Origin of the sequence: Myxococcus sp. CA051A, from assembly GCF_013336705.1 — a bacterium.
In the GTDB taxonomy this organism is placed as follows: Bacteria; Myxococcota; Myxococcia; order Myxococcales; family Myxococcaceae; genus Myxococcus; species Myxococcus llanfairpwllgwyngyllgogerychwyrndrobwllllantysiliogogogochensis.
In genome coordinates this window covers 201468-215334 of the sequence record NZ_JABUMS010000013.1, presented here as the reverse complement: position 1 = coordinate 215334, position 13867 = coordinate 201468, and the positions used below count along the sequence as shown (strand labels likewise).

Genomic DNA, 13867 nt, shown 5'->3' with positions numbered 1-13867 from the left:
AGCCTCGATGAGAAACCGAAGCGTGGTGTTGCGCGGTCTTGCCGTGGTGTTCGGCGCGCTGATGCTGGGCGCGTGCGGAGGCGCGTCGTCCGCGGAAGGTGGACAGGACGTACCAGTGGAGGAGATGGAGCTGTCCAGCGTGGACTCGGCGCTGGGCATGTGCCCGGGCTACGACTCCTGCGCGAACTGGTCTCCCTGGTACTCCGTGGGTGGTAGCTACTGCGGCCTCAATTCCGCCTGTGGCACGCGCTGGGTCTGCGAGGAGGACCCCTGGGGCTGTCCGAATGGCGTCGCCGCCGAGGCGCCTCCCGCGAAGGACGGCGCGGAGCTGCTGCCCCCGTGTTGCGGCATCCTCTACCGCGAGCCCAACCCCGCGCTCATGGGCGCGCAGGAGCGCTATCGCGTGTGCTTCAATCCGGCGGGCGCCTCGTGCACGGACTACGAGCAGACGAGCAGTGGTTCCGTGCTGAGCTGCGGAGAGTGCTGAGCCCGCGCCGCGTGGCGTGGCTCACCCCTTGAGGTGGGTGGTGTCGTTCCAGCCGGCGAGTGCCGGCTGGGCGGCATCTCCGTCGGAGCCGAGCACGCTGATGGAGCCGGTGCTCAAGAGGAACAGTCGGCCATTCTCCGGCGGGAGGCCCAGCCAGCGCGAGGCGAGCACGCGCAGGAAGTGGCCGTGGGAGAAGATGAGGATGTCTCCCTTCTCCTCGCGGGCATCGGCGATGACCTGGTCCGCGCGAGCGCCCACCTGTTGCACTGTCTCGCCGTGGGGCACTCCGTCCTTCCACACCGTCCAGCCGGGGTGTTCCACGCGAATCTCCGCGCCGGTGCGGCCCTCGTGGTCGCCGTAGTCCCACTCCATGAGGTCATCACGCCGCTGGGCCGCGTCGCCGTAGCCGGCCAGCGCGCAGGTCTCGAAGGCTCGGCTCAGGGGGCTGCTCCACACCTGGGAGAAGGTCCAGGCGCGCAGGGGGCGCCGAGCAGCGCCGCCATCTTCCGACCCTCCTCCAGCAGCGGGACGTCCGTGCGCCCCGTGTGCTGGCCACTGCGGCTCCATGCCGTCTCTCCGTGACGGACGAGCACCACCTGCGGACCCCGCGTTTTCATTGGTCGGATTGTGCCATCCACGCCGTCCCAGGCGCGCGCTTCATCTGGTCCGCTGTCCAACGACGGACGCGCGAGGCTTGAACCCGTGCGTCGTCCACCGCACCCTGGGGTGATTCACGTTGCTCCCGAGGAGTCACGCATGCGTCACCTTCGCCCGTTGCCCCATGCTTCCACCGTCCTCGCGTTGCTCCTGGCCTCGACACTGGCGCTGCCGGGACATGCGCAGGCTCCAGCGGGGAAGGGGGTCAGCACGGATGGCACGATGTTGCTGACCATCTTCATGAAGCACGACCAGGGCAAGACGCTGGAGGAGATCAACGCGCATTTGGACCGCACGGGCTTTCGCAAGAGCTTCCCGCCTCCCGGTGTGGAGGTGGTGTCCTGGTACGTGATGATGGGCGTGGGACAGGTCGTCACCGTGCGGCTTCCTCCCGAGAAACTGCGCGAGGTGAACCTCGCGTTCGAGAAGGGCGCGTGGGGCGCGTTCCGCACGGAGTTCTACCCGACGTATGACTACCGGGCCATCTGGGAGAAGGCTCGCTCGGCGACGCCCTGAGGTGCGCCGGGCTCGCTTTAGCGCAGTGCCTCCTGGAGCATCCGGTTCGCAACGCGATGGATGCCGTAGGCGCGCATGTAGAACGGCTCCTCCGCTTTCGTGTCCACGGCGGTCCCCTTGTGCGTAGCGGTCCCATAGGGGAGGTCAGGAAAGACGTCCGCGTAGCAAGTGGGGGCGCTAAGCGCAGTGGTCTGCCAGCCGGCGGTGCTCCGGGTATCGCAGCTCCACTCAAGGGCCGCCCGATAGCTCCCATTGTCTCCGCAATCGGGCGCTGTCTCTTGCTGGGTGGCTGCATCCACCAGCTCGCGGACCATCTGGTATCCGGCGATGGGTGAGAGCGTCCGCTGTGACACTCGGAGGCTGAAGTAGAGCCCCGAGTCGTATCCTCCTTCAATCTTCGCCACGAAGGGCGTCAGGATGAGGTTCACCGTCCCCGACTCGCTGACGTAACAGCGATTGATTTCGAAGTGGATTCGGAGTGCCCCATGCGATGCCGTAAGCAGGCACGCCAGTGGGGAGACTGCTTGTGGTTCCATCTGCGCGTGCGTGGGGCTCGCCGTAAACAGCACCGTCGCCATCACTCCGGCCCAGTTGCCACATCTCATGAAGGACTCCTCTCCAACTCCGTCGGAAAGGCCGTCATGAGACATGGCGAGGGCTTGGGGTTCCTCACGGTCCCATCACGATTCCTACATGGCAGGTGCGCGCCCTCCGCCATGCAGATGGTCCAGGGTGACGCGTTCCGATAGCTTCGCGTGCGGTACGAGAGAGGCGCTGCGAGGACGGGTTCCTCGCGCCGTTCTCCCTCGTACCGAAGCCTCTTCGCTCAGCGCTTCAGGCCGCGCTTGATTTCAGCGCAGAGCGCCTTGGCGGCCTGAGGCCCGTCGGCGTGCGCGGCCCGGACGATGGCGCTGCCCACCACCACGCCGTCCGCATGCGCCGACAATGTCCGCGCCTGGTCCGCGCTGGAGATGCCGAAGCCCGCGACGACCGGCACCGGCGAGGCGTTGCGCACCAGGTCCAACCGCTGCGACAGGTCCGGCGGCAGCTCGGCGCGCATGCCCGTCACGCCCGCCACCGACACGCAGTACACGAAGCCGCGCGCGTCCTTCGCGATGGCCTCCGCTCGCGCTCGCGGCGTCGTCGGCGCGCACAGCGGAATCAGGTCCACGCCCGCCGCGTCGAACGTGGCGCGCAGGCTCCCGCTCTCCTCGGGCGGCAGGTCCGGAAGGATGGCTCCCGACACGCCGCGCTCACGCGCCAGCTTCGCGAAGCGCTCCTCACCCATCGCCATGATGACGTTGACGTACGTCATGATGACCAGTGGCGTCTCCGGGCAGCGCCGACGAACCTCCGGCACCACTTCCTCCAGCACGCGCTTCAGCGTGGAGCCCGCCTTCAGCGCGCGCTCAGAGGCTCCCTGGATGACGGGCCCGTCGGCGATGGGGTCGCTGAACGCCACGCCCACCTCGACGATGTCCGCGCCACCCTCCACCAGCGCGGTGAACACGTCCACCGAGCGAGCAAGGTCCGGGTCCCCCGCCATGGCATACGCCACCAGCGCGCCTTCGCCCCGCGCCTTCGCCCGTGCGAAGGCCTTCGCGATATCTCCGCTCACGCCTTCACCCCCACCGCGGGCGGGACGCCTCGCGCGGAAATCGTCGCGACGTCCTTGTCCCCTCGGCCCGAGCAGTTGATGACCAGGTACCTACCCACGCCCAGCTCCCGCGCCAGCTCCCTGCCTCGCGCGAACGCATGCGACGTCTCCAGCGCGGGGAGGATGCCCTCCATCCGGGCCACCTCGTAGAACGCCGCCAGCGCCTCGTCGTCCGTGGCCGTGCGCACTTCCATGCGCCCCGTCTTCGCCAGATGCGCCAGCTCCGGCCCCACGCCCGGATAGTCCAGGCCCGCCGAGATGCTGTGCGCCTCCTGAATCTGTCCGTCCCCGTCCTGCAACACCAGCGAGCGCGAGCCGTGCAACACGCCCTCCGAGCCCAGCGTCAGCGACGCACCATGCTGACCCGAGTCCAGCCCATGGCCTCCCGCCTCCACGCCGATGAGTCGGACGCTCGCGTCGCCGATGAACGGATGCAGCACGCCAATCGCATTCGAACCGCCACCCACGCACGCCACAATCGCATCCGGCAGCTTCCCGAAGGCGGCCTGCGCCTGCGTGCGCAGCTCCTTGCCGATGATGGCCTGGAAGTCGCGCACCACCGTCGGATACGGATGCGGCCCCGCCGCGCTGCCGATGACGTAGTGCGTGTCCGATACCTGCGACACCCAGGTGCGCATGGCCTCGTTCATCGCGTCCTTCAGCGTCCGCGAGCCCGACTCCACGGGGCGCACCACCGCGCCCAGCGCGCGCATCCGGAAGACGTTGAGCGCCTGCCGCTCCACATCCAGCGCGCCCATGTACACCTCGCACGGCAGGCCGAAGAGCGCGCACGCGGTGGCCGTCGCGACGCCGTGCTGGCCCGCGCCCGTCTCCGCGATGATGCGCTTCTTGCCCATGCGCAACGCGAGCAACACCTGCCCCACGGTGTTGTTGATTTTATGCGCGCCCGTGTGCGCCAGGTCCTCGCGCTTGAGCCAGACGTGCGCGCCCCCCCATGCCTCGGTCAGCCGGCGCGCGGGCGTCAGCGTCGTGGGCCTGCCCACGAACTCGCGCAGCACCCGCGCCACTTCCGCGTCGAACGTCGGGTCCGCGCGAGCCGCCGCGTACGCCTCTTCCAGTTCCATCAGCGCCGGGACGAGCGTCTCCGGCACGTAGCGCCCGCCGAAGCGCCCGAAGCGACCGGCGGCAGTCTCCGTGTTCATCCCTGTCACTCCCAGAGGTTGATGGACTTCGCGGCCCGCACGAAGGCGCGCACCGCGTCCATGTCCTTGATGCCCGGGGCCGACTCCACCCCGCTGGCCACGTCCACTCCGTACGGCCGCGTCGCGCGCACCGCCTCCGCCACGTTGGAGGGCTTCAATCCACCCGCCACCAACACCGGCACGCCATGCCCCGACAGCCCCGCCACCAGCGACCAGTCGAAGCCCACGCCGCCCCCGCCATACCCCGGCGCCGCCCCGTCCAACAGCAGCCCGGCCACGTCTCCCACTCGCAGATACGTCCGAGCCCGCGCCACATCATCCGGCCCCTGCACGCGAAGCGCCTTGATGACCGGCACCCCGTACCCCGAGCAGGCCTCCGGAGGCTCGTCCCCATGGAGCTGCACCGCCGTGAGGCCGCACTCCCGCACCTTCGCTCGGATGTCGTCCGGCGAGGCGTTGACGAACACGCCCACCACCGCGCCCAGCGGCGGCCGGGTCCGCGCCAGCGCCGCCGCCGTGGCCACGTCCACGCACCGGGGAGAGCGCGCGTAGAAGTTGAGCCCGAGCGCATCCGCGCCCGCCTCCCACGCGCCTCGAGCATCCTCCAGCCGGGTGACACCACAGACCTTCACCCGAACGCTCACGGTGACAGGCCTTCCTCGCCGAGCAGCCGCCGCAGCGCCCGTCCAGGGTCCGCGTCGCGCAAGAGCGATTCACCCACCAGCACCGCGTCAGCTCCGGCCTCACGCGCCGACACCAGCTCCGCCACGGACTTGAGCCCGCTTTCGGCCACCAGGCCCCGAGCGCGAGTCCGAAGCCGAGGCATCACCCGCAACGCCGTGCCCACGTCCGTCTTCAACGTGGCCAGGTCCCGGTTGTTGATGCCCACCAGCTCCGCGCCCGCCGCCAGGGCTCGCTCGGCGTGCGCCTCCGTATGAGCCTCCACCAGCGCGGCCACCTTCACCGCGCGCGCCGTGGCGAGCATCTCCCGCAGCTCGCCATCCTCCAGCGCATCCGCGATGAGCAGCACCGCGTCCGCGCCCCACAGCGCGCTCTCCTCCACCTCGCGCGCCGCGACGAGGAAGTCCTTGCGCAGCACCGGCACCGACACCGCCGCTCGCACGGCGACGAGGTCCTCCAGCGCGCCACCGAAGTCCGGCCCGTCCGTCAGCACGCTGATGGCACTGGCCCCCGCGGCCTCGTAGGCCTGGGCCACCGCCACCACGTCCGCGTGCGGAAACGCGCCGCCCGAGGGACTCTTGCGCTTCACCTCCGCGATGACGCTCAGCAGGCGTCCCGGTGCTCGTCTCAGAAGCGCGTCCGCGAAGTCACGTGGCTCGGGACGCGCGCGCGGCGACAGGGGAGGCCGCTGGGCCAGCTCCCGTCGCTTGCGCGCCATGATGAGGTCCAGCGTCCCCGGCGCGGCCGGAGACGCACTTCCTGAATGTGCCCCGCTCACGACACGGCCCCGTGGATGAGCGAAGCCAGCTTGCGCGCCGCCGCCCCTGAGTCGATGGCGTGCTCCGCCTTCCGCACGCCCTCGCGCAGGTCCGACACCATGCCCACCACCACCAGCGCCGCCGCGGCGTTGAGCAGCACCGCCGTGCGCAGCCCGGAGCGCTCGCCGGCCAAAAGCGCGCGCAGCCGCTGCGCGTTCTCGTCCGCGTCGCCGCCGGCGATGGCCTCGCGAGGCACCAGGTCCAGCCCCGCGTCCTCGGGCCTCACGGTGAACACTCGCACCGTGCCGTCCTCTCGCAGCTCCGCCACCTCGGTGGGGGAGCAGGGCGAGATTTCGTCCAGCCCGTCGTGGCCGTGCACCACCCACGCGCGCCGGCTGCCCAGTCGTCCCAGCACGCGCGCGGTCTGCTCCACGCGCTTGCCGTCGAAGGTGCCCAGCAACTGATAGCGCGCGCCGGCCGGATTGGTCAGCGGGCCCAGCAGGTTGAACATGCTGTGAAAGCCCATGTCCCGCCGCGCCTGGGCCACGTGCCTCAGCGCGCTGTGATGCGAGGGCGCGAAGAGGAAGCCCACCCCGTGCTCGTCGATGTCGAGCGCCACGCGCTCATGAGGGCGCTCCATGGAGACCCCCAGCGCGGCCAGCACGTCCGCGCTGCCACACCGACTGGAGACGGCGCGGTTGCCATGCTTGGCCACCGTCACCCCCGCCCCGGCGGCCACGAAGGCCACCGCGGTGGAGATGTTGAAGGTGTGCGCCCCATCACCCCCGGTACCGCAGGTGTCGAGCACCACTTCCGCCCGGGGAGACAGCTTCGCCGCGCAGGCCCGCATCGCCTCCGCCGCGCCGAGGATTTCGTCCTCCGTCTCCCCCTTCATCTTGAGCGCCGTCGCCAGCGCCCCCACTTGAGCAGGCGATGCCTCTCCCGCGAGCATCAGGCCCATGACCCGGGCCATCTCCTCGCGGGTGAGGTCGCGCCGGCCCACCACCTTGCCCAGCGCTTCCTTGAGTGTCATCGCCTATCCCAGCGACACGACTTCGCGGCCCATCGCCCGCGCAATCGCTCGCACTTCGTGCATGGATTTCTCGAACTCGGGGAAGTCCAACGACTGGGCTCCATCCGACTTCGCGCGCGGCGGGTCCGGGTGCACTTCGACGATGATGCCGTCCGCCCCCACCGCCACCGCCGCCCGCATCATCGCTGGCACCGCCTTGCGCACGCCGATGCCGTGCGAGGGGTCCACGAAGACGGGCAGGTGCGAGAGCTGCTTGAGCATGGGCACGGCGTTCAAGTCCAACGTGTTGCGCGTCATCGTCTCGAACGTGCGGATGCCGCGCTCGCAGAGGATGACCTGGGTGTTGCCACGGGCGACGATGTACTCGGCCGCCATCAACAGCTCCTTGATGGTGGCGGACATGCCGCGCTTGAGCAGCACCGGCTTGCGGCGCTCGCCCACCGCCTCCAGCAAGCTGAAGTTCTGCATGTTGCGCGCGCCAATCTGCAGGATGTCCGTGGCTTCGTCGACCGCGTCCAGCGTCGCGGTGTCCTTCACCTCGGTGGTGACGAGCAGGCCCGTCTCCTTGCGCGCCTCCATGAGCAGCGCCAGGCCGTCACCCTTGAGGCCCTGGAACTCATAGGGGCTGGTGCGCGGCTTGAACGCTCCACCGCGCAGCATGGTGGCGCCCGCCTTCTTCACCGCGTGCGCGGTGGAGAGAATCTGCTCACGCGACTCCACCGAGCACGGGCCGGCGATGACGTGGAACGACGCGCCGCCGATGGTGAGGTCACCCACGCGCAGCTGCGTGTCCTCCGGCTTCACCTCGCGGCTGACGAGCTTGAAGGGCTGGGAGATGGAGACCGCGTCCGCGACGCCGGGCAGCACTCGGAAGGGTTCGGGTTCCACCGCACCGGGGTTGCCGGTGATGCCGATGGCCGTGCGAGTGCCCCCTGGAATCGCGTGCGGTTGCCAGCCACGACGGCGGATCTCGTCGTTCACACGCTCGATGTCCTGGGCCGTCGCGTCTGGTCGCATCACGATCAACATGGGGATACCCGCTTTCTCTCCGCTAATTGACGCCGGGAAGCCGGCGTTGTGAGGCCTCGAGGTTTCGAAACCTCGCCTGCCAGTTCCGCACAGTGTTCGCTCGCGAGCAACCCGGACGACAGTGCCACTTGCGGCTCGCGCTCCAGGCGACCCAGCATGGAGGGGGGCCAGCGCGGATGTGGGAGAGCACGTGTCGAACCCGGACGTCATCGTCGTGGGCGCGGGACTCTCGGGGCTGGCGTGCGCGCGAGCGCTCGTCCAATCCCGCTTGAAAGTGATGCTCCTGGAGGCCGGGGCGGAACCGGGTGGCCGCGTGCGCACCGACGTGCACGAGGGTTTCCTGCTCGACCGGGGATTCCAGGTGTACCTCACGGCCTATCCGGAAGCTCAGCGGATACTGGATGTCGAGGCGCTGAAGCTCCATTGCTTCATGCCCGGAGCAAAAGTGTGGAGGGGCGGGCGGCTGCATACGGTGGTGGACCCGCTGCGTCAGCCCGTGACGGCGCTCGCCCATCTGTTCGGTTCGGTCGGCACGTTCTGGGACAAGCTGCGGGTGTTGGAGCTGCGGCAACTGGCGCGCTCGGGCGAGGAGGTGGACGTGTGGCTGCGTCCCCAGCGCACGTCGCGGCGCTACCTGGAGGAGCTGGGCTTCACGGAGGAGATGGTGGAGGGCTTCTTGCGGCCCTTCCTGGCGGGCGTCTTCCTGGACCGTTCGCTGATGACGTCCAGCAGGTTCCTCGAGTTCGTCTTCCGCATGTTCTCCTCGGGGGACGCGGGCGTGCCGGAGCAGGGGATGGGCGCGATTCCCGAGCAGCTCGCCGCGAAGCTGCCCCCCGGGTGCCTGCGCGGACACGCACCCGTGGCGGAGGTGTGGGGCCACCGTGCGCGGTTGGCGGACGGGGAGATGGTGGGTGCGCAGGCGGTGGTGGTGGCCGCGGACCCGCCGGCCGCGGCGCGGCTGCTGCCCGGTATGCCGGTGCCGATGATGAACGCGGTGACGTGTCTCTACTTCGCCGCGCCCGCGCCACCGGTGGAGGGGCCCTGGTTGGTGCTCAACGGCGAGGGGCGGGGCGTGGTGAACAACGTGGCGATGATGAGCGAGGTCTCTCCGGCGTATGCGCCGCGCGGACAGTCCCTCGTGTCCGTGTCGGTGCTGGGCGTGTCCTCGGATGGGGAGGCGCTGCGCGCGCGGGTGTGTGAGGAATTGAAGGAGTGGTTTGGCGCGGGCGTGGCGGAGTGGCGGCATTTGCGGACGTACTCGCTGCCGTTCGCGCTGCCCGCGCAGACGGTGGAGGCGCTGGAGCCTCCACACCGTCCGGTCCGACTGTCACCCGGGCTCTACGTGTGCGGTGACCATCGGGACAGCGCGTCCATCCATGGTGCGCTGGGCTCGGGGCGCCGCGCGGCCGAGGCTGTGCTCACGGACCTGGGGCTGTACTCGTAGCGGGGGGCAGCGCGCACGGTGGGCACCGCGCTTGCGAGGCGAGCACCGTGTTCAGCCACATCTCCGCGCGCATGGGCTCAGGCCGCGGCCCAGCGAGCGCCGCGCTCCATCTCGAATCGACGAGCGCGGCGTTCAGGCTTCGGCCTAGCGAGCGCCGCGCTCCATCTCGAATCGACGAGCGCGGCGTTCAGGCTTCGGCTCAGCGAGCGCCGCGCTCCATCTCGAATCGACGAGCGCGGCGTTCAGGCTTCGCCTCAGCGAGTGCGGTTCTTGCCCTTTCGCTTCGCCGCCCCGCGAGGGGCCTTGGGCGCCTTGGCCTTCGCCGCGGCACCTCGCGTCGCCTTGACGGACGTGGAGCGCTTGGCGCTCACCGTCGCACCGCGCCGCTTGCGGCTGAGGGCTCCCCCGGACCGCTTGCTGGTCGCGGTAGGACGCCGCCGCTTCGCGGCCTCGGCCGCGCGCTCCGCACGAGGTGCCTTCGCGGCGCTCTTGCCACCCGCCTTCGCACCCGCGCGCTTCGCGGCCTGCTTCCCACGCGCCTTGCCGCTTCCCACCTTGCGACGGGCGTTCTTGCGCGCACGGCCCTTCGTCTCCTCGTCCACACTCGCCGGAGCCGCGCTCACGGTGGGCGCCACGGGGGCCTTCGCGACGGGCGCCACTTCCCGCACCACCGCCACGCTGGCGGTGACCGGCACGGCGACGCTCGCCGCCGGAGCCACGGGCGCTGTCCTGGCTCGGGTCACCGTGCGCCGGGGGCCCGTCGCGGCAGCTCGCTTCGCCCGGGGCGGCGGCGCACCCAGCAGGTCCTCCGCGGCGCCGGCCTCCTCCGTCCACTGCAAGGGGAACGACTCCGCGGTCAGCGGACCCGAGGCCAGGAGCAACGGCGCCGCCAGTTCATCCGCGCCAGAGGCCACGGCCGCCATCGCCGTTACGAGGCTGAGCGTCGTGGGCGCCGCGCCACCCAGCGGATAGAGCGCCACCGAGCCCATGTCATTCCAGCCCACCACCAGATAGCGGAAGGCATCCGGGTGGCGCGCGCGCAGCGTGCTCATCACCAGGACGAAGGCGTTGAAGCCCCCGTCATCGAAGCGCACCAGCCACTGGTTGCCGAGCGGCTGACGCACGCGCCGGCGGGGCTTGCTGAGCTCGGCTCGGACCACTCCCTGGATGGCGGCGCGCGCCGAGGGGGCCGCCGTCGGAAGGATGTCGCAAGTGAAGACGGCGAAGGAGGTCTGGGACATCCGGCCATCATTCCCTATCACTCACAAGGCTGTCTAATGCCGCGCTCCCGATTTGCGCGAAAGGCCACCAGCGCTGTCCACCAGACGTCGGCGGAACAGTCCCGCCACGGACCTCCAGCCCCGGATAAGCAGGGCGGAGGTCCATGGCCGCCGCCGTCAGCTCGCGGCCTGCGTGGGCACCGCCGGGGCCGGAACCTCGGGCACCGGCGCCTTCGCGGCCTGCCCCGCCACCTGCGTCAGCAGCGACGTCAGCCGACGCGCGAAGCGGTTCGGGTCGGAGATGGTGCTGCCCTCGGTGAGCAGCGCCTGGTCATGCAAGAGTTCAATCCACTCGGACACCTGCGCCTGCGCGGGGTCCTTCTCGTGCACGGCCTTCAGGTGCTCGATGACCGGGTGCTTGGGATTGACCTCCAGGATGCGCTTCACGCGCGGCATCCCCTTGCCCCGCTGCTGGAGCAGCCGCTCCAGGTACGCCGGCGAGCCGCCCTCCGGCACCACGAGGCACACCGGCGAGTCCGTGAGCCGGTCCGACACGCGCACCTCGCGCACCGAGTCCTGCAGCACGTCCTTCATCTTCGCGGTGAGTCCCTTCAGCCCCTCCGAATTCTGCTCGTGCTCCTTCTTCTGCTCGTCGGTGGACTGCAGCTTCAGGTCCGCCTGGAGCGCGGACACCAGCGGCTTGCCCTGGAACTCGCGCAGCCCCTGCGCGGCCCACTCGTCCACCGGGTCCGTCATGAAGAGGACCTCGTAGCCGCGCTGCTTCAGCGCCTCCAGGTGCGGGCTGTCCTCCACCGCCTTCCGGGACTCGCCGTACATGTAATAGAGCGCCTCCTGGCCCTCCTTCATGCGCGACACGTAGTCCGAAAGCGACGTCAGCCCCTCCTCGCGCGAACTCTCGTAGCGCAGGAGGCCGCCCAGCTTGTCCTTGTGCTCGGCCTCGGTGGCCAGACCCTCCTTGAGCACCGTGCCGAAGGACTTCCAGAACGCCGTGTAGTCCTCGGGCTTGTCCTTGGCCAGCTTCTCCAGGAGGTCCAGCGACTTCTTCACCACGTGCTTGCGGATGGCGCGCACCACCTGCGAGTCCTGGAGCAGCTCGCGCGACACGTTCAACGGCAGGTCATCCGAGTCGATGACGCCGCGCACGAAGCGCAGCCACTGCGGCACCAGCTCCTCGCAGCGGTCCATGATGAACACGCGCTTGACGAACAGCCGCACCCCGCGCTGCTGCTGCGCGTTCAAGTCGAACGGCGGGTTCTTCGGCACGAAGAGCAGGCCGGTGAACTGCTGGTTGCCGTCCGCCCTGAAGTGCGTCCACGCCAGCGGCACGTCCCAGTCGTGGGTCAGGTGCTTGTAGAACTCCTGGTACTGCTCGTCGGTGATTTCGCTCTTCGAGCGCTGCCACAGCGCGCTCGCCTTGTTCACCACCTCCAGCGCGACTTCCGTCTTCGCGTCGTCCCCCGTCCCGGTGGTCTTCTTCACCTGGAGCTTGATGGGGTGGCCCACGTAGTCGGAGTACTGCGTAATCAGCGAGCGCACCCGCCACTCGTCCAGGAACTCCTTCTGGTCCTCCTTCAGGTGGAGGATGACGGCGGTGCCCCGGGCGGCGCGCTCGGCGGGCTCCACGGTGAATGAGCCGTGGGCCTCCGAGGACCACTTCCACGCCTGAGAGTCCTTGCCCGCGGCACGGCTGACGACTTCAACCCGGTCCGCGACGAGGTACGCGCTGTAGAAGCCCACGCCGAACTGGCCGATGAGCTGCACGTCCTTCTGCCCGCGCTGGGTCGCCATCTGGAGGAACTCGCGCGAGCCGGAGTGGGCGATGGTGCCCAGGTTCTTCACCAGCTCGTCATGGGACATGCCGATGCCGGTGTCCTCGATGGTGAGCGTGTTCTTCTCCGCGTCGGGGGTGATGCGCAGCTCCAGCTCCGGCGCGTCCGACAGGAGCTCCGGCTCCGTAATCGCGCGGAAGCGCAGCTTGTCGAGCGCGTCCGAGGCGTTCGACACCAGCTCACGCAGGAAGATCTCCTTGTGGCTGTAGAGCGAGTTGATGACCAGGCTGAGGAGCTGGTTGATCTCCGCCTGGAAGGCGTGGGTTTCCCGCTGGGGGGCAGCTTCGACGGTCATGGGTACAGGGCCTCCGGGCGCCCGGGTGGGCGGCAAGCGTCGTCTCCCCATAACCATGGAAAACAGCCTGTCGAGGGGAGGGTGCCCGGGAGCCTGCCGTCGGGCCGGGCCCGTGAAGGCCTGGCACCCGGGTCCCCCCTCGGGTGGGTTACAGGGGAGGGTAGATGGGCGGGTAGTTGTAGCCGAAGTTGCTGTCCCAGTACGTCTGTCCGTTCACCTCGTAGCGGACGTAGTAGGCCGGGGTGCCCGTCCCGGCGGGAATCCGGGCCTGCCAACGCTCCACGCCCTGTGCGTTGGGGCTGGAGACGTAGGAGTAGCCCACGGAGTACCCGGTGGTGAAGGTGGCGGCGACCTGGTGCGAGGTGGCCCACCCGTCCGTGGAGTACACCACGGTGACGTTCTTCGAGTAGGCGAGGTTCTTCACGTCGATGCCGATGTCCACGTCGCCGGTGGGCTGCCAGTAGCTGGTGCCCACCAGCACGTTGGCGCGCGGCAACAGCGGCCCGTCCGCGCGGCCCAGGTGGTAGTTGGCCCCGCCGTTGTTGTCCCAGTACGTCTGGCCATTCACGGTGAACTTCGCCACGAACTCCAAATCCCGCGTCGGCTGGGGCGTCGTCCCCCAGCTCTGGTACTGCCGCGTCACCTTCCACAGCTCCAGCCCCGCGCCCGCATCGCCCGCGTAGGAAGCGGCCAGGTCCGTCCAGGTGCCGTCGGGCTGCTTGTCGTGGATGGCCACCTGCTTCTCGTAGGCCAGGTTCTTCACCACCACGAAGTACGTGACGTCCTGCCACGTCTGCCCGTAGCGGGTGCCCACGGTGCTCACCGCCTTGAGCAGCTTCACCTCGTCCGCCGCGCGCGCGGAGGCCGACGAGAGGCCCACGGTGAGCCCGGCCAGCACGCACAGCGCCGCGCGCCACCGGGAGAGAAGAGAGAGTCGGTTCGTCGTCATGAAAACCTCTTCATGAGCCAGCCCCTCGGCCGGCTCCAGGAACCTGGGGAATCCAGGGCTCTCCCATGTTGGCAGCAGGCCCCGACGCGCGTCGCGTCACGCGTCATGGGACCGTCTGGTTGAAATGT

General features: G+C 69.6%; 13 protein-coding genes and 1 pseudogene. 3 read left to right on the top strand and 11 right to left on the bottom strand.

Annotated elements, in window-relative coordinates:
• Positions 1–7: 7 nt before the first annotated feature.
• Positions 8–487 carry a hypothetical protein gene (locus HUA74_RS32410; RefSeq protein WP_174457625.1) on the top strand — a complete coding sequence of 160 codons (480 nt, stop codon included), beginning with the start codon at positions 8–10 and terminating at the stop codon, positions 485–487.
• A 21-nt stretch (positions 488–508) separates the two neighbouring features.
• On the opposite strand, the pseudogene HUA74_RS32405 reads toward HUA74_RS32410, so the two are convergent.
• Positions 509–1104 (bottom strand): annotated as a pseudogene (locus tag HUA74_RS32405) (histidine phosphatase family protein).
• A gap of 139 nt (positions 1105–1243) precedes the next feature.
• Between HUA74_RS32405 and HUA74_RS32400 the strand changes: the two are divergent.
• Positions 1244–1660, top strand: a complete 417-nt coding sequence (locus HUA74_RS32400; protein ID WP_174457624.1) for a hypothetical protein — start codon at positions 1244–1246, stop codon at positions 1658–1660.
• A 17-nt stretch (positions 1661–1677) separates the two neighbouring features.
• Here HUA74_RS32400 and HUA74_RS32395 read toward each other — a convergent pair whose 3' ends face one another.
• The 7 genes from HUA74_RS32395 to aroF all read right to left on the bottom strand — a co-directional run bounded on the left by HUA74_RS32395 (position 1678) and on the right by aroF (position 7981).
• Entirely contained in the window at positions 1678–2265 is a 588-nt protein-coding gene (locus HUA74_RS32395; RefSeq protein ID WP_174457623.1) for a hypothetical protein, read from the bottom strand.
• Between the two features lie 221 nt (positions 2266–2486).
• Complete coding sequence (gene trpA, locus HUA74_RS32390; RefSeq protein ID WP_141647856.1) at positions 2487–3278, bottom strand: tryptophan synthase subunit alpha; 792 nt, start codon at positions 3276–3278, stop codon at positions 2487–2489.
• A complete protein-coding gene (gene trpB, locus HUA74_RS32385; RefSeq protein WP_141647855.1) occupies positions 3275–4480 on the bottom strand; it encodes a tryptophan synthase subunit beta in 1206 nt (401 codons plus the stop codon). The genes trpA and trpB overlap by 4 nt, the downstream gene beginning before the upstream one ends.
• 5 nt (positions 4481–4485) lie before the next feature.
• On the bottom strand, positions 4486–5124 hold the full coding sequence (locus HUA74_RS32380) for a phosphoribosylanthranilate isomerase (protein ID WP_174457622.1): 639 nt from the start codon (positions 5122–5124) through the stop codon (positions 4486–4488).
• Positions 5121–5879, bottom strand: a complete 759-nt coding sequence (locus HUA74_RS32375; protein WP_174457621.1) for an indole-3-glycerol-phosphate synthase — start codon at positions 5877–5879, stop codon at positions 5121–5123. Before HUA74_RS32375 ends, HUA74_RS32380 begins: the two co-directional genes overlap by 4 nt.
• A gap of 56 nt (positions 5880–5935) precedes the next feature.
• A complete protein-coding gene (gene trpD, locus HUA74_RS32370) occupies positions 5936–6952 on the bottom strand; it encodes an anthranilate phosphoribosyltransferase (protein ID WP_174457620.1) in 1017 nt (338 codons plus the stop codon).
• 3 nt (positions 6953–6955) lie between these two features.
• A complete protein-coding gene (aroF, locus tag HUA74_RS32365) occupies positions 6956–7981 on the bottom strand; it encodes a 3-deoxy-7-phosphoheptulonate synthase (RefSeq protein WP_141648895.1) in 1026 nt (341 codons plus the stop codon).
• Between the two features lie 190 nt (positions 7982–8171).
• On the opposite strand from aroF, the gene HUA74_RS32360 reads away from it, so the two are divergent.
• Positions 8172–9425: an NAD(P)/FAD-dependent oxidoreductase gene (locus tag HUA74_RS32360; protein WP_174457619.1), complete on the top strand. Its 1254-nt coding sequence runs from the start codon at positions 8172–8174 to the stop codon at positions 9423–9425.
• Between the two features lie 254 nt (positions 9426–9679).
• On the opposite strand, the gene HUA74_RS32355 is transcribed toward HUA74_RS32360, so the two are convergent.
• From HUA74_RS32355 to HUA74_RS32345, 3 genes are all read right to left on the bottom strand, one after another.
• The gene (locus tag HUA74_RS32355; protein ID WP_174457618.1) at positions 9680–10666 is read right to left on the bottom strand and encodes a hypothetical protein; all 987 of its coding nucleotides are present in this window, start codon (positions 10664–10666) and stop codon (positions 9680–9682) included.
• Positions 10667–10822: 156 nt separating this feature from the next.
• A complete protein-coding gene (htpG, locus tag HUA74_RS32350; RefSeq protein ID WP_141648892.1) occupies positions 10823–12790 on the bottom strand; it encodes a molecular chaperone HtpG in 1968 nt (655 codons plus the stop codon).
• Positions 12791–12938: 148 nt separating this feature from the next.
• Complete coding sequence (locus HUA74_RS32345; protein WP_174457617.1) at positions 12939–13739, bottom strand: endonuclease; 801 nt, start codon at positions 13737–13739, stop codon at positions 12939–12941.
• Between the last annotated feature and the right edge of the window lie 128 nt (positions 13740–13867).

Excerpts from the sequence above, each read along its gene's own strand:
- HUA74_RS32410 (WP_174457625.1), top strand. The coding sequence starts at position 8 with ATGAGAAACCGAAGCGTGGTGTTGCGCGGTCTTGCCGTGGTGTTCGGC.
- HUA74_RS32375 (WP_174457621.1), bottom strand. The coding sequence starts at position 5,879 with ATGGCGCGCAAGCGACGGGAGCTGGCCCAGCGGCCTCCCCTGTCGCCG.
- HUA74_RS32355 (WP_174457618.1), bottom strand. The coding sequence starts at position 10,666 with ATGTCCCAGACCTCCTTCGCCGTCTTCACTTGCGACATCCTTCCGACG.
- HUA74_RS32395 (WP_174457623.1), bottom strand. The coding sequence starts at position 2,265 with ATGAGATGTGGCAACTGGGCCGGAGTGATGGCGACGGTGCTGTTTACG.
- htpG (WP_141648892.1), bottom strand. The coding sequence starts at position 12,790 with ATGACCGTCGAAGCTGCCCCCCAGCGGGAAACCCACGCCTTCCAGGCG.
- HUA74_RS32345 (WP_174457617.1), bottom strand. The coding sequence starts at position 13,739 with ATGACGACGAACCGACTCTCTCTTCTCTCCCGGTGGCGCGCGGCGCTG.
- trpB (WP_141647855.1), bottom strand. The coding sequence starts at position 4,480 with ATGAACACGGAGACTGCCGCCGGTCGCTTCGGGCGCTTCGGCGGGCGC.
- trpD (WP_174457620.1), bottom strand. The coding sequence starts at position 6,952 with ATGACACTCAAGGAAGCGCTGGGCAAGGTGGTGGGCCGGCGCGACCTC.
- aroF (WP_141648895.1), bottom strand. The coding sequence starts at position 7,981 with ATGTTGATCGTGATGCGACCAGACGCGACGGCCCAGGACATCGAGCGT.
- HUA74_RS32400 (WP_174457624.1), top strand. The coding sequence starts at position 1,244 with ATGCGTCACCTTCGCCCGTTGCCCCATGCTTCCACCGTCCTCGCGTTG.